Source organism: Streptomyces sp. JHA26, assembly GCF_002005565.1.
GTDB lineage: Bacteria > Actinomycetota > Actinomycetes > Streptomycetales > Streptomycetaceae > Streptomyces.
Window position 1 is genome coordinate 170,421 of record NZ_BDJC01000001.1, and the last position, 17,556, is coordinate 187,976.

The 17,556-nt window shown below is 72.9% G+C and carries 17 protein-coding genes and 1 pseudogene; 11 read left to right on the forward strand and 7 right to left on the reverse strand.

Features of this window, described 5'->3' with window-relative positions; translation table 11 throughout:
- Window positions 1–89 precede the first annotated feature (89 nt).
- The 3 genes from JHAT_RS00800 (at window position 90) to JHAT_RS00810 (ending at window position 3,011) form a co-directional block, all read left to right on the forward strand.
- Window positions 90–1,109, forward strand: coding sequence for a glycoside hydrolase family 11 protein (locus JHAT_RS00800; RefSeq protein WP_077796029.1), 1,020 nt, complete (start codon window positions 90–92; stop codon window positions 1,107–1,109).
- A 34-nt stretch (window positions 1,110–1,143) separates the two neighbouring features.
- Complete coding sequence (locus tag JHAT_RS00805; protein ID WP_077796030.1) at window positions 1,144–2,163, forward strand: polysaccharide deacetylase family protein; 1,020 nt, start codon at window positions 1,144–1,146, stop codon at window positions 2,161–2,163.
- A 116-nt stretch (window positions 2,164–2,279) separates the two neighbouring features.
- Window positions 2,280–3,011, forward strand: a complete 732-nt coding sequence (locus tag JHAT_RS00810) for a hypothetical protein (RefSeq protein WP_077796031.1) — start codon at window positions 2,280–2,282, stop codon at window positions 3,009–3,011.
- Window positions 3,012–3,445: 434 nt separating this feature from the next.
- Here JHAT_RS00810 and JHAT_RS00815 read toward each other — a convergent pair whose 3' ends face one another.
- From JHAT_RS00815 to JHAT_RS00830, 4 genes and pseudogenes are all read right to left on the reverse strand, one after another.
- On the reverse strand, window positions 3,446–4,525 hold the full coding sequence (locus JHAT_RS00815) for a hypothetical protein (RefSeq protein ID WP_143660333.1): 1,080 nt from the start codon (window positions 4,523–4,525) through the stop codon (window positions 3,446–3,448).
- 320 nt (window positions 4,526–4,845) lie between these two features.
- Window positions 4,846–5,318, reverse strand: a pseudogene (locus JHAT_RS00820) (hypothetical protein).
- A gap of 6 nt (window positions 5,319–5,324) precedes the next feature.
- Window positions 5,325–5,864, reverse strand: a complete 540-nt coding sequence (locus JHAT_RS00825; protein ID WP_077796033.1) for a hypothetical protein — start codon at window positions 5,862–5,864, stop codon at window positions 5,325–5,327.
- A gap of 298 nt (window positions 5,865–6,162) precedes the next feature.
- On the reverse strand, window positions 6,163–6,705 hold the full coding sequence (locus tag JHAT_RS00830) for a DoxX family protein (RefSeq protein ID WP_077796034.1): 543 nt from the start codon (window positions 6,703–6,705) through the stop codon (window positions 6,163–6,165).
- Between the two features lie 143 nt (window positions 6,706–6,848).
- Here JHAT_RS00830 and JHAT_RS00835 point away from each other — a divergent pair, with 143 nt between their 5' ends.
- Together JHAT_RS00835 and JHAT_RS00840 are read left to right on the forward strand one after the other, a co-directional pair.
- On the forward strand, window positions 6,849–7,175 hold the full coding sequence (locus JHAT_RS00835) for a nuclear transport factor 2 family protein (RefSeq protein ID WP_077796136.1): 327 nt from the start codon (window positions 6,849–6,851) through the stop codon (window positions 7,173–7,175).
- A gap of 69 nt (window positions 7,176–7,244) precedes the next feature.
- Complete coding sequence (locus JHAT_RS00840; protein WP_077796035.1) at window positions 7,245–8,249, forward strand: aldo/keto reductase; 1,005 nt, start codon at window positions 7,245–7,247, stop codon at window positions 8,247–8,249.
- A 271-nt stretch (window positions 8,250–8,520) separates the two neighbouring features.
- On the opposite strand, the gene JHAT_RS00845 is transcribed toward JHAT_RS00840, so the two are convergent.
- The gene (locus tag JHAT_RS00845) at window positions 8,521–9,315 is read right to left on the reverse strand and encodes an SDR family oxidoreductase (RefSeq protein WP_077796036.1); all 795 of its coding nucleotides are present in this window, start codon (window positions 9,313–9,315) and stop codon (window positions 8,521–8,523) included.
- Window positions 9,316–9,458: 143 nt separating this feature from the next.
- Between JHAT_RS00845 and JHAT_RS00850 the strand changes: the two genes are divergently transcribed.
- The gene (locus JHAT_RS00850) at window positions 9,459–11,135 is read left to right on the forward strand and encodes an alkaline phosphatase (protein ID WP_077796037.1); all 1,677 of its coding nucleotides are present in this window, start codon (window positions 9,459–9,461) and stop codon (window positions 11,133–11,135) included.
- Here the strand turns inward: JHAT_RS00850 and JHAT_RS00855 are convergent.
- Window positions 11,122–12,159, reverse strand: a complete 1,038-nt coding sequence (locus tag JHAT_RS00855; protein WP_171990680.1) for a Gfo/Idh/MocA family protein — start codon at window positions 12,157–12,159, stop codon at window positions 11,122–11,124. The genes JHAT_RS00850 and JHAT_RS00855 overlap by 14 nt on opposite strands.
- Window positions 12,160–12,242: 83 nt before the next feature.
- Here JHAT_RS00855 and JHAT_RS00860 point away from each other — a divergent pair, with 83 nt between their 5' ends.
- The 3 genes from JHAT_RS00860 (at window position 12,243) to JHAT_RS00870 (ending at window position 15,813) form a co-directional block, all read left to right on the forward strand.
- Entirely contained in the window at window positions 12,243–13,577 is a 1,335-nt protein-coding gene (locus JHAT_RS00860; RefSeq protein ID WP_077796039.1) for a multidrug effflux MFS transporter, read from the forward strand.
- Window positions 13,529–14,704 carry a serine hydrolase gene (locus JHAT_RS00865; protein WP_171990681.1) on the forward strand — a complete coding sequence of 392 codons (1,176 nt, stop codon included), beginning with the start codon at window positions 13,529–13,531 and terminating at the stop codon, window positions 14,702–14,704. The genes JHAT_RS00860 and JHAT_RS00865 overlap by 49 nt, the downstream gene beginning before the upstream one ends.
- A gap of 116 nt (window positions 14,705–14,820) precedes the next feature.
- Window positions 14,821–15,813 (forward strand): small ribosomal subunit Rsm22 family protein, encoded by a 993-nt coding sequence (locus JHAT_RS00870; protein WP_077796040.1) that lies wholly within the window; start codon window positions 14,821–14,823, stop codon window positions 15,811–15,813.
- Here JHAT_RS00870 and JHAT_RS34490 read toward each other — a convergent pair whose 3' ends face one another.
- Entirely contained in the window at window positions 15,814–15,987 is a 174-nt protein-coding gene (locus JHAT_RS34490) for a DUF6243 family protein (RefSeq protein ID WP_171990682.1), read from the reverse strand.
- Between the two features lie 107 nt (window positions 15,988–16,094).
- Between JHAT_RS34490 and JHAT_RS00875 the strand changes: the two genes are divergently transcribed.
- Window positions 16,095–16,718, forward strand: a complete 624-nt coding sequence (locus JHAT_RS00875; RefSeq protein ID WP_077796041.1) for a TetR/AcrR family transcriptional regulator — start codon at window positions 16,095–16,097, stop codon at window positions 16,716–16,718.
- 92 nt (window positions 16,719–16,810) lie between these two features.
- Window positions 16,811–17,542: a bifunctional DNA primase/polymerase gene (locus JHAT_RS00880; protein WP_077796042.1), complete on the forward strand. Its 732-nt coding sequence runs from the start codon at window positions 16,811–16,813 to the stop codon at window positions 17,540–17,542.
- Window positions 17,543–17,556: the final 14 nt, after the last annotated feature.

The window sequence follows — 17,556 nt, forward strand, 5'->3', positions numbered from 1 at the left end:
TCGAAACAAGTACCGAAACTATTGACGCTTGACGCGAACAGGCCAACACTGGCGCCGTTGTCGATCCCCCCAGGAGAGGAAGCACCGCCATGAGCGTGCTCGTCCAACCCGTGCGGCGCGGCAGTCGCGGCGTCGCACTGCTCGTCAGAACCGCGTGGGCCGTCGCCCTGGCCGCCCTGGCCGCGATGATGCTGCCGGGCACCGCTCACGCCGACACGGTCGTGACCACCAACCAGACCGGTACCGACAACGGCTACTACTACTCGTTCTGGACCGACAGCCAGGGCACCGTCTCCATGAACCTGGCGTCCGGCGGCCGGTACAGCACCTCGTGGCGCAACACCGGCAACTTCGTCGCGGGCAAGGGCTGGAGCAACGGCGGGCGCAGGACCGTGCAGTACTCGGGCACGTTCAACCCGTCCGGCAACGCGTACCTGGCCCTCTACGGCTGGACGTCCAACCCGCTCGTCGAGTACTACATCGTCGACAACTGGGGCACCTACCGGCCCACGGGCACCTTCATGGGCACCGTGAACAGTGACGGCGGCACCTACGACATCTACAAGACGACGCGGTACAACGCCCCGTCCGTCGAGGGCACCCGCACCTTCGACCAGTACTGGAGCGTGCGGCAGTCGAGGCGGACCGGCGGCACCATCACCACGGGCAACCACTTCGACGCCTGGTCGCGTGCCGGGATGCCGATGGGCAGCTTCAACTACTACATGATCATGGCGACCGAGGGCTACCAGAGCAGCGGCAGCTCCGACATCACGGTCGGCGGCACGAGCTCCGGCGGTGGCGGCGGTGGCGGCGGTGGCGGCGGTGGCGGCGGTGGTGGTGGTGGCTGCACCGCCACGCTGTCGGCCGGGCAGAAGTGGGGTGACCGGTACAACCTCAACGTCTCGGTGAGCGGGGCCAGCAACTGGACGGTGACGATGAACGTGCCGTCCCCGGCGAAGGTGCTGTCCACCTGGAACGTCAGCGCCAGTTACCCGAGTTCACAGGTGCTGACGGCCAGGTCCAACGGCAGCGGCAACACCTGGGGCGCGACCATCCAGGCCAACGGCAACTGGACCTGGCCCAGCGTCTCCTGCAGCGCGGGCTGACCCCGGACACGAGGAACGAGGAGGACCCACTCGTATGCGCACCAGACCCCGCCCGTCATGGCGTTCCCGCGTCACCGGGGTGGCAGCCGCCGGGCTGACCGTCGCCGCGCTGGCCGCCGCGGGCACCGTCACCGCCGATGCCGCGCCCGCCGCCGCACCCGCACGGGCCGCCGCCTGCAACGGCTACGTCGGCCTCACCTTCGACGACGGCCCCTCGAGCACCACCCAGGCCCTGCTCAACGCCCTCAAGCAGAACGGGCTGCGGGCCACCATGTTCAACCAGGGCCAGTACGCGGCCCAGAACCCGTCACTCGTCCGCGCCCAGGTCGACGCCGGCATGTGGGTCGCCAACCACAGCTACACCCACCCGCACATGACCCAGCTCGGCCAGGCCCAGATGGACGCGGAGATCTCCCGCACCCAGCAGGCCATCGCGAACGCGGGCGGCGGCACGCCGAAGCTGTTCCGCCCGCCCTACGGCGAGACCAACTCCACGCTGCGCTCGGTCGAGGCCAAGTACGGCCTGACCGAGGTCATCTGGGACGTCGACTCGCAGGACTGGAACAACGCCAGCACCGACGCCATCGTGCAGGCCGTGTCCCGGCTGGGCAACGGCCAGGTCATCCTCATGCACGACTGGCCCGCCAACACGCTCGCGGCGATCCCCCGCATCGCGCAGACCCTGGCGAGCAAGGGCCTGTGCTCCGGCATGATCTCCCCGACGACCGGACGCGCGGTCGCCCCCGACGGCGGCGGCACCGGTGGCGGTGGCGGGGGTGGCGGTGGTGGTGGCTGCACCGCCACGCTGTCGGCCGGACAGAGGTGGGGTGACCGGTACAACCTCAACGTCTCGGTGAGCGGGGCCGACAACTGGACGGTGACGATGAACGTGCCGTCCCCGGCGAAGGTGCTGTCCACCTGGAACGTCAGTGCCAGTTACCCGAGTTCACAGGTGCTGACGGCCAGGTCCAACGGCAGCGGCAACACCTGGGGCGCGACCATCCAGGCCAACGGCAACTGGACCTGGCCGACGGTCAGCTGCAGCACCGGCTGACCCGGCCGAGGACCCGTGGCGCGACGGCCACCGGCCGTCGCGCCACGGGCCGCAAAAGGAGGTGCGCGCACCGGCGGGCCCGGGATACGTTCCTGCCTGTTCGAGGGGGAACCGACATGACGAAGCTCAACCAGATCATCGCCGTCGAGAAGGGCGTCAAGAGCAAGGCGCTCCAGGACGTCACCGCCGCGCACGCCAAGGTGCAGAAGCCCGCGCTGCTGGCCGGCATCTCGCGCACGTACCAGCCGAAGGACGAGGAGGGCGAGCAGCTGCCGCCCGAGTCCACGCGGGTGCAGGTACGGGCCGAGGACGTGCTGCGCGAGATGTCCACCTCGCTGACCCGGCTGTTCGACGTGACCGCCACCAAGGACTGGGCGAACTGCACGGCCCGCGCGGACGTCACGGTCGACGGGCGGACGGTCGTCGCCGACGTCCCGGTCGGCCACCTGCTCTTCCTGGAGAAGCAGCTCACCGACCTGCACGCCTTCGTCAAGAAGCTGCCCACGCTCGACGCCGCCGAGTCCTGGTCCCAGGACCCGTCCACGGACTGGTGGAAGACGGACCCGGTCCGCACGATCCGCACCAAGAAGGTCCCGCGCAACCACGTCAAGGCCGAGGCGACCGACAAGCACCCGGCGCAGGTCGAGGTGTACTACGAGGACGTCCCGATCGGGTACTGGACGACGGTGAAGTTCTCCGGGGCGCTCCCGGCGCGGCGGGTGAACGAGCTGCTGGAGCGGGTCGAGAAGCTCCAGCAGGCCGTGAAGTTCGCCCGCGAGGAGGCCAACGGCGCCGAGGTCGCCGACCAGCGGGTCGGCGACGCGGTGTTCGGCTACCTGTTCGGCTGACGCCGGTCACGGGTAGCCCCACGATCGCCCTCGCGTGCGAGCGCGGGGGTGCGCGACAGGCGCGGGCCGGATTGAGGACCGGCTCGCGCGACGAGCGCAAGCTGAAACTGAAGTTCAGCCTGAAAGGCGCAGGCGAAACGCCTGAACCGTCAAACTCAGACTCTCGCTCCAGCTTCAGCATCGCCGCCCATCGCCGGATCGACCGGGTACGGACGAACGCCGTCGGATGCGAGTTCGACTCTCGCCTGCACCTCTCGCGCGGTGCGGTAGTTCAAAGGAAGAACACGACGGCATGATGACTGATCCGTCCCCTTAAACGCGCCGGCGTGCGCGTTCGGGTGGCATCCCCAGGGGCCCGGGAGCTGGATACGACTCCCGGGCTCCGCCACGTCCGGGGCGCGCCACGTCCGGGGCGCGCCGGCCCGGACGTCCGCTCAGCACCAGCGGGTGCGCGGGCAGTTCCAGCCGCCTCCGCCTCCGCCACCGCCCCCGCCGGACGAGCTCCCGGAGCTGTCCGGCAGCCCGTTCGGCCAGCTGCTGTTGCGGTTCCGGTCGCCGGGGAACGGGTCGCGGTAGTCGGGGTCTCCGTCGTCGTCGCGGTCCGGCAGGTTCGGCCTGTCGCCGTCCTCCCGGTCCGGGTCCGGGCAGCCGTTGTCCGGGTCGGTCAGTTCGAGGGTCACCCACAGGCCGACGGTGACGTCCCCGCCCTCGGCCGGGTCGGTCGCGCACACGCGCCAGTCGTCGTACTCACCCTCGTCGGGCAGCTGGTCGTTGAGGTACGCCGTGTCCGCCCGGATGTGATCGGCCGGGACGGTCCCGAGGCCGACGACCTCCTTGTGCGCCGTCTTCCACGTCTTCCAGACCAGATCCGGCATCGTCGGCCACGGGACGGGACCGCCGTCCGTCTCGGGGCACGGGCTGCCGACCTTCACCGCCCCGAAGTCGATCGTCTTCGTTCCGGACGACGTCCAGCCGGTCTTCTGGAAGCAGACGGTCCAGTTGAGGCGCATCATGATGCTCTTGTCCTGGTCGGACGCGTCGTGCTCGTCGACGCCGAAACCGGCCGCCTCAGCCTTCTCGCGGGCGTCGTCCAGCGTCATGCCCCGGTAGTCCGCGGCCTCCGGCCGAGGCTTGGTGCTCGGCTTCGCGCTCGGGGACGGCGACACGGAGGCGAGGGCCCCGGCCGTGCCTCCTCCGGCTCCCGCCTTCCCGTCCGCCTCCGCCGCGGCGGTCGACGCCCCGCCCTCGGGCGTCTCCGGGAGGACCGCGCCGAGCAGCGCCATGGCCCCGATCGTGGCGGCCACCTTCACGCCCTTCTGCCAGGGACTGTCCTTCCAGATCAGGACGATCGCGGCGATCAGGGCGAGGAAGCCCACGTACTCGTTGAGCAGACCGAGCAGGGGAACGGCGAGTACGGAACCGGCGCGGGCCTGGCCGGTCCGCCACCAACGGGCCCCGGGGCCCGCCGGACCGGCGGGTGGTGGTGGCGTGGGAGGGGTGGGCGGATGGTGCATGAGCGGTGTCTTTCCTGGAGCAGGGTCCTGAAGGCCCGTGAGGCTCTACCGACCCTCTGCCGAGCGACCGCATCGTACAGAGGCGGTCATACCGGATGGAACGGCGGCTGCCGCTGTCCGCAGGTGACCGGTACGCCGCCGCTCACGGGAACGCTCCTCCGGGAAGCGGGTCAAGCTTCCCCCGGCTCGGACGCTTGGTGGGGAAAGCGGGCGCAGGTGACCGTCCGACACCCCTCGCGGCCGTCCCGCGCATCCGGGAGCGACCACGGGCACATGAGGGCAGGGGAGCCGCGACCTCTCGCGGACCGAGTCAGCCGACGCTAGCGGACGGGGCCCTGCTCGTCGACGAGGAAGTCAGGCCTTCCACGGAACAGGTCAGTGGTCACCGGTCCGTAGGCGACGTTGAAGGTGTCCAGCCAGTAGGACCAGTCCCGGATCCCCAGCGCGCTGCTGAAGCGGTAGTTCAGCTGCCAACGGACCCACTGCCCGGGGGCGAGGCGCACGGCCGGCAGGCGTCGTCGCCGTGGCGGCAGGGCGAACAAAGGCTCCACTCGTGGGAAGACCCGCAGGCGTCCTTCGGCTTCACGGAGTTGTACATCGACCTTGCCCAGGTCCTCAAGAGTGTCATGAGGCTGGAAACCGTCCTCCTCGCGCATGCGCACCACGTGCGCCGGCGGCCGCGGTGCAGGGGGAAGGGGAACCCGATCGGGGCGGCATTCCTGCGCGCGGCACTCCCGCCTCCCCGGGACTCCTTGGTCCACGATGTCCGCACCCACTGCACGGTGATCTCCATGTCACCTCACTCCCCGTCCGGCTCGTTCAGGATCTCGCCGTAGTAGTGGCGCCGCTGGCTCAGCGTCCGGGCGACGTCCTCGTCCGTGACCCGGGAGATCTCCCCGAGGTGCCCCAAGAGGTTGTCCCGTTGGGGATGGGCGGAGCCTTTGACGTACTCCGTGGTGACGGACACCCCGGCGGCGAGCAGCAGGTGGTGCGGAAGGCCGCACCAGGTGTCGAAGCTCCGGCAGACGGCTCCCCACAGGAGCCAGACGTCCTCGACGCGGCGTTCTTCGGCGACCCGCAGAGCGGCGAGTTCGATGCTGTGGCTGAATCCCCAGGAGTGCCCGTGCCACCGTGTCTCCTGAAGCAGCAGGAACCGGGCGAAGTCCCCGTCTTCCCGGCAAGGCTCCCGGACCAGGGCTTCGAGGACCTGCTGCCTGTCCTCCGAGCGGGAATCCACGGGCAGCCCGTCCGCGGTGTGCTGCCCGTCGAACTCCAGAAGCTCCCACCGCTCGGGGTCCCCGCGCCACCACACCAGGTCGGGTACGGCGGGACGGCTCATGGGCGTGCCTTCCGTGCGAGGAGGGACGTCGTTGTATGTACGCGATCAGCGTCGGCGGGGACGGCCCAGTTTCGCACGACTGCTGCCGGCCCTGGGCCGTCTGCGAGCCACCTGAGGGGCGATCGCGTCGAGCCGCGGTTCCGGTCGCGGATCATGTCCCGCAGGGCGGTCCGGGCGGCAGCCAGGTCGTCCCGTGCCTCGGCCGCCCCGTCCTGCAGGCTCCCGCCCCTTCCCCGCACTGCCGGTCCGCGTCGACCGCCCGGCCCGCGGGAGCCGTTTCCCGGCACGCCGGGGCGGGTCAGTCGAACAGCTTCTCCTGCTTGCTCTCCGCCGCCTTCCGCATCCGCCTGTTCCGTGCCCCCACGACCACCGTCGTCGCCGCGGCCGTCACCGCGAAGGCCGCCGGGACCATCCAGTTCCGGTTGACCGCGTGGCCCAGGGCGTGGTCCACGGAGAGGCGGCCGGGGCCCGTGACCGCGAGGCCGGCGGCCGTCAGGCCCAGGGAGGCCGCGTACTCGTAGCCGCCGCTCTGGGCGAAGAAGCCGTTCGGGGCGTGCACCGCCGCGACGCCCGCCATCGCGCCGGCCGCCGCCGCACCCGCGGCCGGGGTGGCCAGGCCCAGCGCCAGCAGGACGCCGCCGCCGGCCTCCGCGAGGCCCGCCGCGGTCGCGCTGGCCCGGCCCGGGGCGTAGCCCATGGCCTCCATGGCCCGGCCGGTCCCCTCGAGCCCCCCGCCGCCGAACCAGCCGAGCAGCTTCTGCGCACCGTGGGCGGCCAGGACGCCTCCCGTCCCCAGACGGAGCAGCAGCAGTCCGAGATCGCGTCGGTCGTAGCAGGTCATGTCGGCTCCTTCGGGAGAACGTGAGGTGATGCCCCTCCTCGCGTTCCCACCGTCACACCGGCCCCGCGCCCCCGCACCCGACCGGTCCGCAGCGGGCGCCGTTCGGGTGGCGGGGGTGCGGGACCGGTGTGACGCTGGCCGGCATGACGATCCAGACCACCCGACTCAGCGACCCGGCCGTGAGGGCCTTCGTCGCCGCCGTCAACGCCCACGACCGCGAGGCCTTCATGGCGCTGCTCGCGCCGGACGCCACCATGGCCGACGACGGCGACGACCGGGACCTCGCCCAGTGGATCGACCAGGAGATCTTCTCCTCCAACGGCCACCTGGAGGTCGACAACGAGTCGAACGGCGGACGCTCCCTCATCGCCCGCTACCGCAACGACACCTGGGGCGAGATGCGCACCCGGTGGAGCTTCACCGTGGACGACGACGGCCGCATCGCGCGGTTCGAGACCGGGCAGGCGTAACCGGGGCCGTGCAAGGCCGCGCGGTCGCACTTGCCTTCGGGTGCGCTTCAACTCCTAGCGTCCCCGGGCATGGAGACCAACGGAACGACCAGGACCACCAGGACCCTCGGCCGAGGGGGCATCGAGGTCAGCGCGCTCGGTTTCGGCTGCTGGGCCATCGGCGGCGAATGGCGGGACACCGCCGGGCAGCCGCTCGGCTGGGGACGCGTCGACGACGACGAGTCCGTACGGGCGATCCGGCGCGCCCTCGACCTCGGCGTCACCTTCTTCGACACGGCGGACGTCTACGGCACCGGGCACAGCGAACGCGTGCTGGGCCGCGCCCTCGGCAAGCGACGGGACGACGTGGTCGTCGCCACCAAGTGGGGCAACGTCTTCGACGCGGACACCCGCACCCTCACCGGCGCCGACGACTCGCCCGCGTACGTCCGCCGAGCGCTCACCGCGTCGCTGGAGCGCCTGGGCACCGACCACGTGGACCTCTACCAGCTGCACCTCGCCGACGCCGACCCGGAGCGCGCCGCGGACCTCCGCGACGTCTGCGAGGAGCTCGTGACGGAGGGGCTGGTGCGCGCGTACGCGTGGAGCACGGACGACCCCGCGCGGGCCGCCGTGTTCGCGTCCGGTGAGCACTGCGCGGCCGTGCAGCACCGGGCCAACGTCCTCCAGGACGCGCCCGAGATGATCGCCCTGTGCGAGGCCTCGGGGCTGGCGAGTGTCAACCGCAGCCCGCTCGCCATGGGGCTGCTCGGCGGCAGACACGCGGACCGGCGGGCCCCGGCGGCCGGGGACATCCGCAGCAGACCGCCGGCCTGGCTGCCGGGGTTCGGGGACGGGACCGGTGCCGACCCGGAGTGGCTGGCGCGGGTCGAGGCGCTGCGGGACGTCCTCACCTCGGGCGGCCGCACGCTCGCGCAGGGCGCGCTGGCCTGGCTGTGGGCCCGCAGTGACCGCACCGTGCCGATCCCCGGGTTCCGTTCCGTCGCGCAGGCCGAGGAGAACGCGGGCGCGCTGGAGAAGGGGCCGCTCACCGACGGCCAGACGGCCGAGGTCGAGCGGATCCTCCGGGGCTGACGCCGACGGGCATGTCGGCGGCAGCCGTCCGCCCACCGGTGCGCATCCCGCGGTCCCGCGCGGGATCCACCCCCCTCCGGTGGCCGGAACGGCTGCCGCCTCCCCCCTCGCCATGGTTCGCGGAATCCTGGAAGGCCGACGCTCCGAGTGTGAAGCTTCGGTGAAGGAAAGTTGAGCATAAGTCCGCCGCCGGCCGCAAGGGTGCGGACTGTTGAATTCCGGTTGTGCGGATCGCCGACGGGCCGTCAAGGGGACCGCCCGAGCGGTCCGTTCAGCCGCGCCCCACGTACGGCATCGTCGTCGCCATGACCGTCGCGAACTGCACGTTCGCCTCCAGCGGCAACTCCGCCATGTGCCGCACCGTGCGCGCCACGTCGACGACGTCCATCACCGGCTCGGGCGCCATCTCCCCGTTGGCCTGGAGCGCTCCGGTCCGCATACCGGCCGTCATGTCGGTCGCCGCGTTGCCGATGTCGATCTGGCCGACCGCGATGCCGTAGGGCCGGCCGTCCAGGGACAGCGACTTGGTCAGGCCCGTCAGCGCGTGCTTGGTCGCCGTGTACGCCACCGAGTGCGGACGCGGCGTGTGCGCGGAGATCGAGCCGTTGTTGATGATCCGGCCGCCCTGCGGAGTCTGCTCCTTCATCTGCCGGTACGCCGCCTGCGCGCACAGGAACGCCCCGTTGAGGTTGGTGTCCACCACGTGCCGCCACGCGTCGTAGGGCAGCTCCTCGACCGGCACGCCGCCCGGGCCGAACGTCCCGGCGTTGTTGAACAGCAGGTCCAGCCGCCCGAACCGGTCGCGCACGGCGGCGAACAGGGCGGCCACGTCCTCGGGCCGTGACACGTCGGTCCGCACGGCGAGCGCGGCGCCGCCGGGGACGAGCGCGGCCGTCTCCTCCAGGGTCCCGGCGCGCCGGCCGGCCAGGACCAGCGTCCAGCCCGCGCGCAGCAGTTCGGCGGCGACCGCGCGGCCGATGCCGGAACCGGCACCCGTGACCACGGCGATCCTCTCCCGGCCGGTCATGTCGTACGTCCCCTCGTCAGCGGTTCTCGCGGTGTTCATGAAGCCGCAGCGTACGCGTGGGGGACGGACCGGCGATCATGCGGAACTCATCCGTCCGCCACAGGCCCGTCATGTCCGCGCCAAGATGGCGTCGTTCCCGGCCATTCGAATGCCCCCTGCACCCACCGCAAGGGGAGGAACGGATGACACCCGCGAACCACCAGGACCCGAACCGTGCCCGGACCGACCGGGCCGACCGGGCCGCGCACGCGCCCGAACTCCGCGCCGCCGCCCGCCACCTGGGCCGCCGCCGCTTCCTGACCGTCACCGGCGCCGCCGCGGCGCTCGCCTTCTCCGTGAACCTGCCCGCCGCCGGCACCGCGAGCGCTGCCGAACTCGACCCGGCCCGGCTCACCGGCGACCCCTTCACGCTCGGCGTCGCCTCGGGCGACCCGCTGCCGGGCTCCGTCCTGCTGTGGACGCGCCTGGCCCCCACGCCCTACCAGGCCGACAGCGGACTGCCCGCCAAGCGCGTCACCGTCGGCTGGGAACTCGCCCTCGACGAACGCTTCCGCCGCGTCGTCAGACGGGGCACCGCCACCGCCCACCCCGAGTTCCACCACGCCGTCCACGTCGAGGTCGACCACCTCGCCCCCGGCCACGTCTACTACTACCGCTTCCGCGCCGGCCGCTTCGTCAGCCCCGTCGGCCGCACCCGCACCGCGCCCCCGGCCCGCAGCCGGGCCGCCGAGCTCACCTTCGGCCTGGTCTCCTGCCAGCGCTACGACCAGGGCTACTACACGGCCTACCGCCACCTCGCCGAGGAGGACGTGGACGTCGTCTTCCACCTCGGCGACTACCTCTACGAGTACGCCGTCAACGCCGTCGGCGGCTCCCGCGCCTACCCGGCCGGCACCCTGCCCGACCTGTTCGACCACGAGACGGTGACCTTGGAGGACTACCGCCTGCGGTACGCCCTCTACAAGTCCGACCCCGACCTGCGGGCCGCGCACGCCGCGCACCCCTTCGTCGTCACCTGGGACGACCACGAGACCGAGAACAACTACGCGGGCGACACCCCGGAGAACAGCGTGCCACCCGAGGAGTTCCTGCTGCGCCGGGCCGCCGCCTACCGGGCCTACTGGGAGAACATGCCGCTGCGCCGCCCGCAGCTGCCCGACGGACCGGACCTGAAGCTGTACCGCCGTCTGCACTGGGGCCGGCTCGCCCAGTTCGACGTGCTCGACACCCGCCAGTACCGCTCCGACCAGGCCTACGGCGACGGCTGGCAGTTCCCCGGCCCGGAGTCCGAGGACCCGAGCCGCACCCTGACGGGCGACGCCCAGGAGCGCTGGCTGATCAACGGCTGGCACCGGTCGGACGCCGTGTGGAACGTGGTGCCCCAGCAGGTCACCTTCTCCCGCCGGTACAGCTCCACCGCCACCCCGGCCAAGGTCTCCATGGACTCCTGGGACGGCTACCCGGCCTCCCGCGAACGGATCCTGGCCGGCGCGCAGGCCGCCGGTGTCGAGAACCTGATGGTCCTCACCGGCGACGTGCACGTGCACTACGGCTTCGACATCAAGCGCGACTTCTCCGACCCGGACTCCCGGACCCTGGGCACGGAGATCGTCACGTCCTCCGTCACCAGCGGCGGCAACGGCTCCGAGAAGCCGTCCAACTGGGACGCCTACACGGCCGCCAACCCGCACCTGCGGTTCTACAACGGGCTGCGCGGCTACGCGACGGTGTCGCTGGGCCGTGAGCTGGCGCGCGCCGACTTCAAGACGGTGTCCCACGTGACCACCGAGGGCGCGCCGCTCACGACCGCCGCCTCCTTCGTGACGGAGGTGGGCGAGCAGGGGCTCAAGCCGGCGTGACCTCACGCTCCGCGGCCACCTCGACGGGGTGCTCGCCCGGGTAGCGGACGCCGACGCGGTCCCGGATCGCGTCGAGCGTCCGCATCACGGCGAGGGTGCCGTCGAGCGGGACCAGCTGCGAGCGGGTCTCACCGGCCCGCAGCGCGCGCATCACCTCCCGGGCCTCGTGCTTGAGGCTGGCCCGGGGGCCGTCGGCCGGGTCGGCCGTGAACTCCTCGGGGTCGCGGCCGTCCCGGTGCAGCACGAAGCGCTCCGGGAAGAAGAAGCCGTCGGGGACGTCGATGCGGCCCTGCGAACCGGTGACCGACGCGGCGTTGGGCGTACCGCCGGTGATGGAGCAGTGCACCGAGGCGAGAGCGCCGCTCGCGTAGGAGAGCAGCGCTCCCGTCTGGAGGTCGACGCCCTCCGGCGAGAGCACCGCCCGCGCCGTCACGTCCGACGGCTCACCGAGCAGGAGGTGCGCGAACGACACCGGGTACACGCCCAGGTCGAGCAGCGCGCCGCCGCCCTGTGCCGGGTCCCGCAGCCGGTGCGCGGGCGGGAAGGGCCCCGCCAGTCCGAAGTCCGCCTGGAGACTGCGGACCTCGCCGATCGCGCCGTCGTCGACCAGGGCCTTCAGCCGCCGCACCATCGGATTGCAGTACATCCACATCGCTTCCATCAGGAAGCTGCCGCGCTCCCGCGCCAGCGCGACCAGTTCCCCCGCCTCACGCGCGTTCAGCGTGAACGGCTTCTCGCACAGCACGTTGCGGCCCGCCTCCAGACAGAGGCCGGCGGCGGCCCGGTGCGCCGCGTGCGGAGTGGCGACGTACACCACGTCGACGTCCTCGTCGCGGGCCAGCGACTCCCAGTCCCCGTACGCCCGCGGTATCCCGAACCGCTCCGCGAACGCCTTCGCCGACGCCTCGGTCCGTGAGGCGACCGCCACGACCTCCGCGTCCGGCAGGTCGACCAGATCCGCCGTGAACGTCGCCGCCATCCCCCCGGTCGCCAGAATCCCCCAGCGCACCTTCTGCTCGGTCACCGTGCCCCACCCTCGCTCACGTTCAGACAAGTCCGTACGAGCTGAGAGCATAGGTGCCGGATCTGTCGAAGAGGGAGGGGCACATGCCCGAGCGCGGGCCGTCCATACCGCACGCGTCACCGTCGGACACCACACCACCCGGCACGCCCCGGGCGGCCGGACCGGACACGGAACCGGCCGTCCGTCCACCGCGCGGCACCCGCCGCGCCAGTCTGCTCGTCACGCTCGTCCTCGGCGGCCTGACCGCCACGCCGCCGCTGGCGATGGACATGTACCTCCCCGCGCTGCCGGAGGTCACCGAGTCCCTGCACGCCCCGGCGGCGACCGTCCAGCTCACGCTCACCGCCTGCCTGGCCGGCATGGCCCTCGGCCAGCTCGTCGTCGGGCCGATGAGCGACAAGTGGGGCCGCCGCCGCCCGTTGCTGACCGGCCTCGCCCTCTACGTCGTCGCCACCGCGCTGTGCGCCCTGGCGCCCACCGTCGAACTGCTGGTCGCCTTCCGGCTGGCGCAGGGACTCGCGGGCGCCGCCGCCATCGTCATCGCGCGGGCCGTCGTGCGCGACCTGTACGACGGTGTGGCCATGGCCCGCTTCTTCTCCACCCTCATGCTGATCTCCGGCGTCGCCCCGGTCGTCGCACCGCTCATCGGCGGGCAGATCCTGCGGGTGACGGACTGGCGGGGCGTGTTCGTCGTGCTCACCGTGGTCGGGGTGCTGCTGGGCGGGGTCGTGTGGGCCAAGCTGCCCGAGACCCTGCCCGAGGCCGAACGGCACGCCGGCGGGATCGGCGACACCCTCCGCTCGATGCGCGGCCTGCTCGCCGACCGGGCCTTCACCGGGTACATGCTCGCCGGCGGCTTCGCCTTCGCCTCGCTGTTCGCCTACATCGCGGCCTCGCCGTTCGTCATCCAGGAGATCTACGGCGCCTCCCCGCAGACGTTCAGCCTGCTGTTCGGGCTCAACTCGATCGGCCTGGTCGTGGCGGGGCAGATCAACGGCAAGGTCCTCGTCGGGCGGGTCGGCCTGGACCGGGTGCTGGGCATCGGCCTCCTCGTCGTCATCGTCGCCGCGACCGCGCTGCTGCTGATGTCCCTCGGCGTCTTCGGCGAGGCCGGGCTCGCGCCGGTCGCCGCCGCGCTGTTCGTGCTGATGTCCGCGATGGGCATCAGCCTGCCCAACACGCAGGCGCTCGCGCTGATGCGGGTCAAGCAGGCCGCCGGGTCCGCCTCGGCGCTGCTCGGCACGTCCTCCTTCCTCATCGGCGCCGTCGCCTCGCCGCTGGTCGGGATCGCCGGGAAGGACACCGCCGTGCCGATGGCCGTCGTCCAACTGGGCGCGTCCCTGGTGGCGTTGGCCTTCTTCCTGGGCATGTGCCGCCCCTTCGCCGGGCGTGCGACCGCGGAGGGGGCGGAGAGCTGAGCGCTCCGAGACTGCGCCGCGGCACCCCGGAACGGGCCGGACTCGACCCCGAACAGCTCCGTCGTGTCGTGGAGGACGTGCACGCCCTCACGGCCGGCGAGCGGCCCTGGGCGGCGGGCGCCGTCGTGGCCGTGGGCCGCGGGCCCGTGCTCGCCGTCGAGGAGGCGGCGGGCTGGGCCGTGCGGTACGCGTCCTACGATCCGCGCGCCGACTCCGGCGTGGAGCTGCCCGCCGGCTCCCGCGTGCCGACGACCGTCGGCACGCCCTTCGACCTGGCGTCCCTGACCAAGCTGTTCACCGCGGTCGCCGCCGTGCAGCAGATCGAACGCGGCACGCTCGGCATCGACGCGGAGGTGGGGGCGTACCTGCCCGACTTCCGCGGCGCCGCCGCGCACGGCGTCACCGTGCGGCAACTGCTCACGCACACCTCCGGGCTGCGGCCCGAACTGCCGCTGTACGACTGCGCCGACGACGAGGAACGCCTACGGCGGCTGCGTGCCGAACCACCGGTGGGGGTGCCCGGCACGTACTGCTACTCCGACCTGAACATGCTGCTCCTGCAGAAGGTGCTGGAGCGCGTCAGCGGGCGCGGCCTCGACGCCCTCGTGCGCGACGGGATCACCCGGCCGCTGGGCATGACGGCGACGCGCTTCGGGCCGTGCCCCGGCGCGGCGGCGACGGAGGACCAGCGGCGGCCGTGGGCCAAGGCGGACCGGGGGATGCTGCGGGGCGTCGTCCACGACGAGAACGCCTGGGCGCTGGGCGGGGTGGCCGGACACGCGGGGCTGTTCTCCACCGGCCGGGACCTCGCGGTCTTCTGCCGGGCACTGCTCGCGGGCGGCTCGTACGGGCCCGCGCGCATCCTCGGCCCCGACTTCGTGGAGCTGCTCCTCGCCGAGCCGGGGCTCGGCTTCGCCCTGGACCAGCCGTGGTTCATGGGGGAGCTGGCGGGGCGCGGGGCGGCCGGGCACACCGGCTTCACGGGCACGATGCTGGTGCTCGACCGCGCGACGGACACGTTCGCGGTGCTGCTCGCCAACACGGTGCACCCGCGGCGCCGGCCACCGGACAACGGGCCGCGGGCGACACTGGGGACACGGGTGGCGAAGGCGGTGCGGGCGGTCTGACCGCCGCGCGCCGCCGGTCCGCGCACTCGCGGGCCGTCGTGTCCGGACGGCCCGGGAGGCGCCCCGGCGGTGCCGGGGCGCCTGGGCCCGCGCCCTCCGCCCCGTAGAATCTCCGGGTGAACGCCCCCGCCACCCCCGCCGACACCCTGCGCACCGCCCTCGCCGGTCTCGTCGACGGGCTCCCGCCCCGCCAGGCCGCGCAGGCCGTCGAGCGGCTGATCGCCAACTACCGCGGGGACACCCCGACCGACGCCCCGATCCTGCGGGACCGCGCGGACGTCGTCGCGTACGCCGCGTACCGCATGCCGGCGACCTTCGCCGCCGTGCGGTCGGCGCTCGCGGCGTTCGCGGACGCCGTGCCCGACTGGACGCCCGCGAGCCACATGGACGTGGGCGGCGGGACCGGCGCGGCGACCTGGGCCGTCAGCGACACCTGGGGCGGCGTCCGCCCGGTGACCGTGCTCGACTGGGCCGAGCCCGCGCTCGCCCTCGGCAAGGAGATCGCCGCCGCCCACCCGGCCCTGCGCGACACCCGCTGGCAGCGCTCCCGGATCGGAGCGGCGCTCACCGTCGAGAGCACCGATCTCGTCACCGTCTCCTACGTCCTCAACGAACTGGCCCCGTCCGACCGTGCCGCCCTCGTCGACGCCGCCGCCGGCGCCGCCCGGGCCGTCGTGATCGTGGAGGCGGGCACCCCCGACGGCTACGCCCGGGTCATCGAGGCCCGGCAGCGGCTGATCGCCGCCGGCTTCCACGTCGCCGCGCCCTGCCCGCACAGCGCCGCCTGTCCCATCGTCCCCGGCACGGACTGGTGCCACTTCGCGGCGCGGGTCAGCCGTTCCTCCCTGCACCGCCAGGTCAAGGGCGGATCCCTCGCCTACGAGGACGAGAAGTTCAGCTACGTCGCCGCCGCCCGCTTCCCGGCCGCCCCCGCCGCCTCCCGCGTGGTCCGGCGCCCGCAGATCCGCAAGGGACAGGTCCTGCTCGACCTGTGCGAGACCGACGAGCAGCTCCGCCGCCGGACGGTCACCAAGCGCCACGGCGACCTGTACAAGGCGGCCCGCGACGCGGAGTGGGGCGACCCGTGGCCCCCGGCGGCGGAGCGCTAGTCAGGACTCCTCCCGTTTCTCCCGGAGCCTGCGCAGCAGTTCCCGTTTCTGGGCCCGCGCGTCCGGCGCGCCGCCGATCCGGCCGCCCCGGTCGCCGCCGCGCAGGGCCTTGCGGCCGAGGGTGCGGCGCGCGCCGCCCACGCCCAGCATGTTTCCGGCTCCGCCTCGGGTCATGGAGGCTCACTTCCCTTCACTCGAATTGACGAGACGGTTCGTCTCGCTTGATGTCGTCACCACTGTCAGGCGAGACGCACCGTCTTGTCAACTGGTAAGTTCGGGCCATGGCCACCCAGAAATCCACCCAGGTCCCCGACGCCACGCGCCGCAGCACCAGGTCCCGCCGGGCCATCTACGACGCCGCCCTCGCGCTCGTCGCCGAGGTCGGCTACCCCAGGACCACCGTCGAGGGCATCGCCGCCCGGGCCGGAGTCGGCAAGCAGACCATCTACCGCTGGTGGTCCTCGAAGGCCGACGTCCTGCTGGAGGCCTTCCTCGACCTCGGCGAGCAGTCCGCGCAGGCGGCGGGCCAGGAGGCGTACGCCATCCCGGACACCGGCGACCTCGCCGCCGACCTCAAGGCCGTGCTGCGCGCCACCGTCGACGAGCTCACCGACCCGAAGTTCGAGGCGCCCTCGCGCGCCCTCGCCGCGGAGGGCGTCGTCAACGAGCAGCTCGGCCGGGAGTTCGTCGCCAAGCTCCTGGAGCCGTCGCTCCAGCTCTACGTCGACCGGCTGCGCGCCGCCCAGGACGCCGGCCAGATCCGGCCGGAGATCGATCCGCGCATCGCCCTCGAACTCTTCGTCTCCCCGCTCGCCCAGCGCTGGCTACAGCGCACGGCCCCGTTCGACCACGACTACACCGACACGCTCGTCGACTATGCGCTGTACGGCCTCGTCCCGCGCTGACCAGTGAGGTTTGTCCCTTCCCGCCCCCTCAAGCGCCGATTGGTGGGAGCATGGGGCATGCTGGTGCGCACGACGGCGAGGCGAGGGGATAGATGAGCGCGGACTTCGGTGGCCGGCCCGGCCTGCGGGACAAACTCTCCCAGTGGCTGCGCAAGGGCCGCCCGAAGGAGGCCGCCGGTGACGGTGGCCGGGAGTCCCTGCTGCTCGCCGCCGCCGCCGCGGGGCTGCCGCTGGCACCCGCCGCCCACCCCGTCGGCTACCGCTGTTCCTGCGACCGCGTCGGCTGCCCCACCCCCGCCCGGCACCCCGTGTCGTTCGCCTGGCAGACGCAGTCCACCACCGACCGGTCGCAGGTCGAGCGCTGGGCCCGGCACCAGCCGGAGGCGAACTTCATCACCGCGACCGGCATGGTCCACGACGTCCTCGACGTGCCCCTGGAGGCCGGCCGCGAGGCGTTGCGGCGGCTGCTCGACGCGGGCGTCGAGGTCGGGCCCGTCGCCGGGAGCGACGACGGCCGCATGCTGTTCTTCACCCTCACCCGCGGCACCCCCGAGCAGGAGGACGAGTGGTGGCCGTGCGAACTGGACTGCCACCCCGAGACCATGGACGAGCACCCCGGCCTGCGCTGGCACTGCCGCGGCTCCTACGTGCTCGTACCGCCCGCCCGGCTGCCCGGTGAGGACCGGACGGTGCACTGGGTGCGCGGCCCCGAGCACCCGCTGCCCGACCCGCTGACCCTGCTGGAGACCCTCACCGACGCCTGCGCCCGGCACGTCGGCGAGGAGAGCGACCCCGCCGGCACCGCCTGGCCGCTGCGCCGCTGAACGCGGGCCGGCCG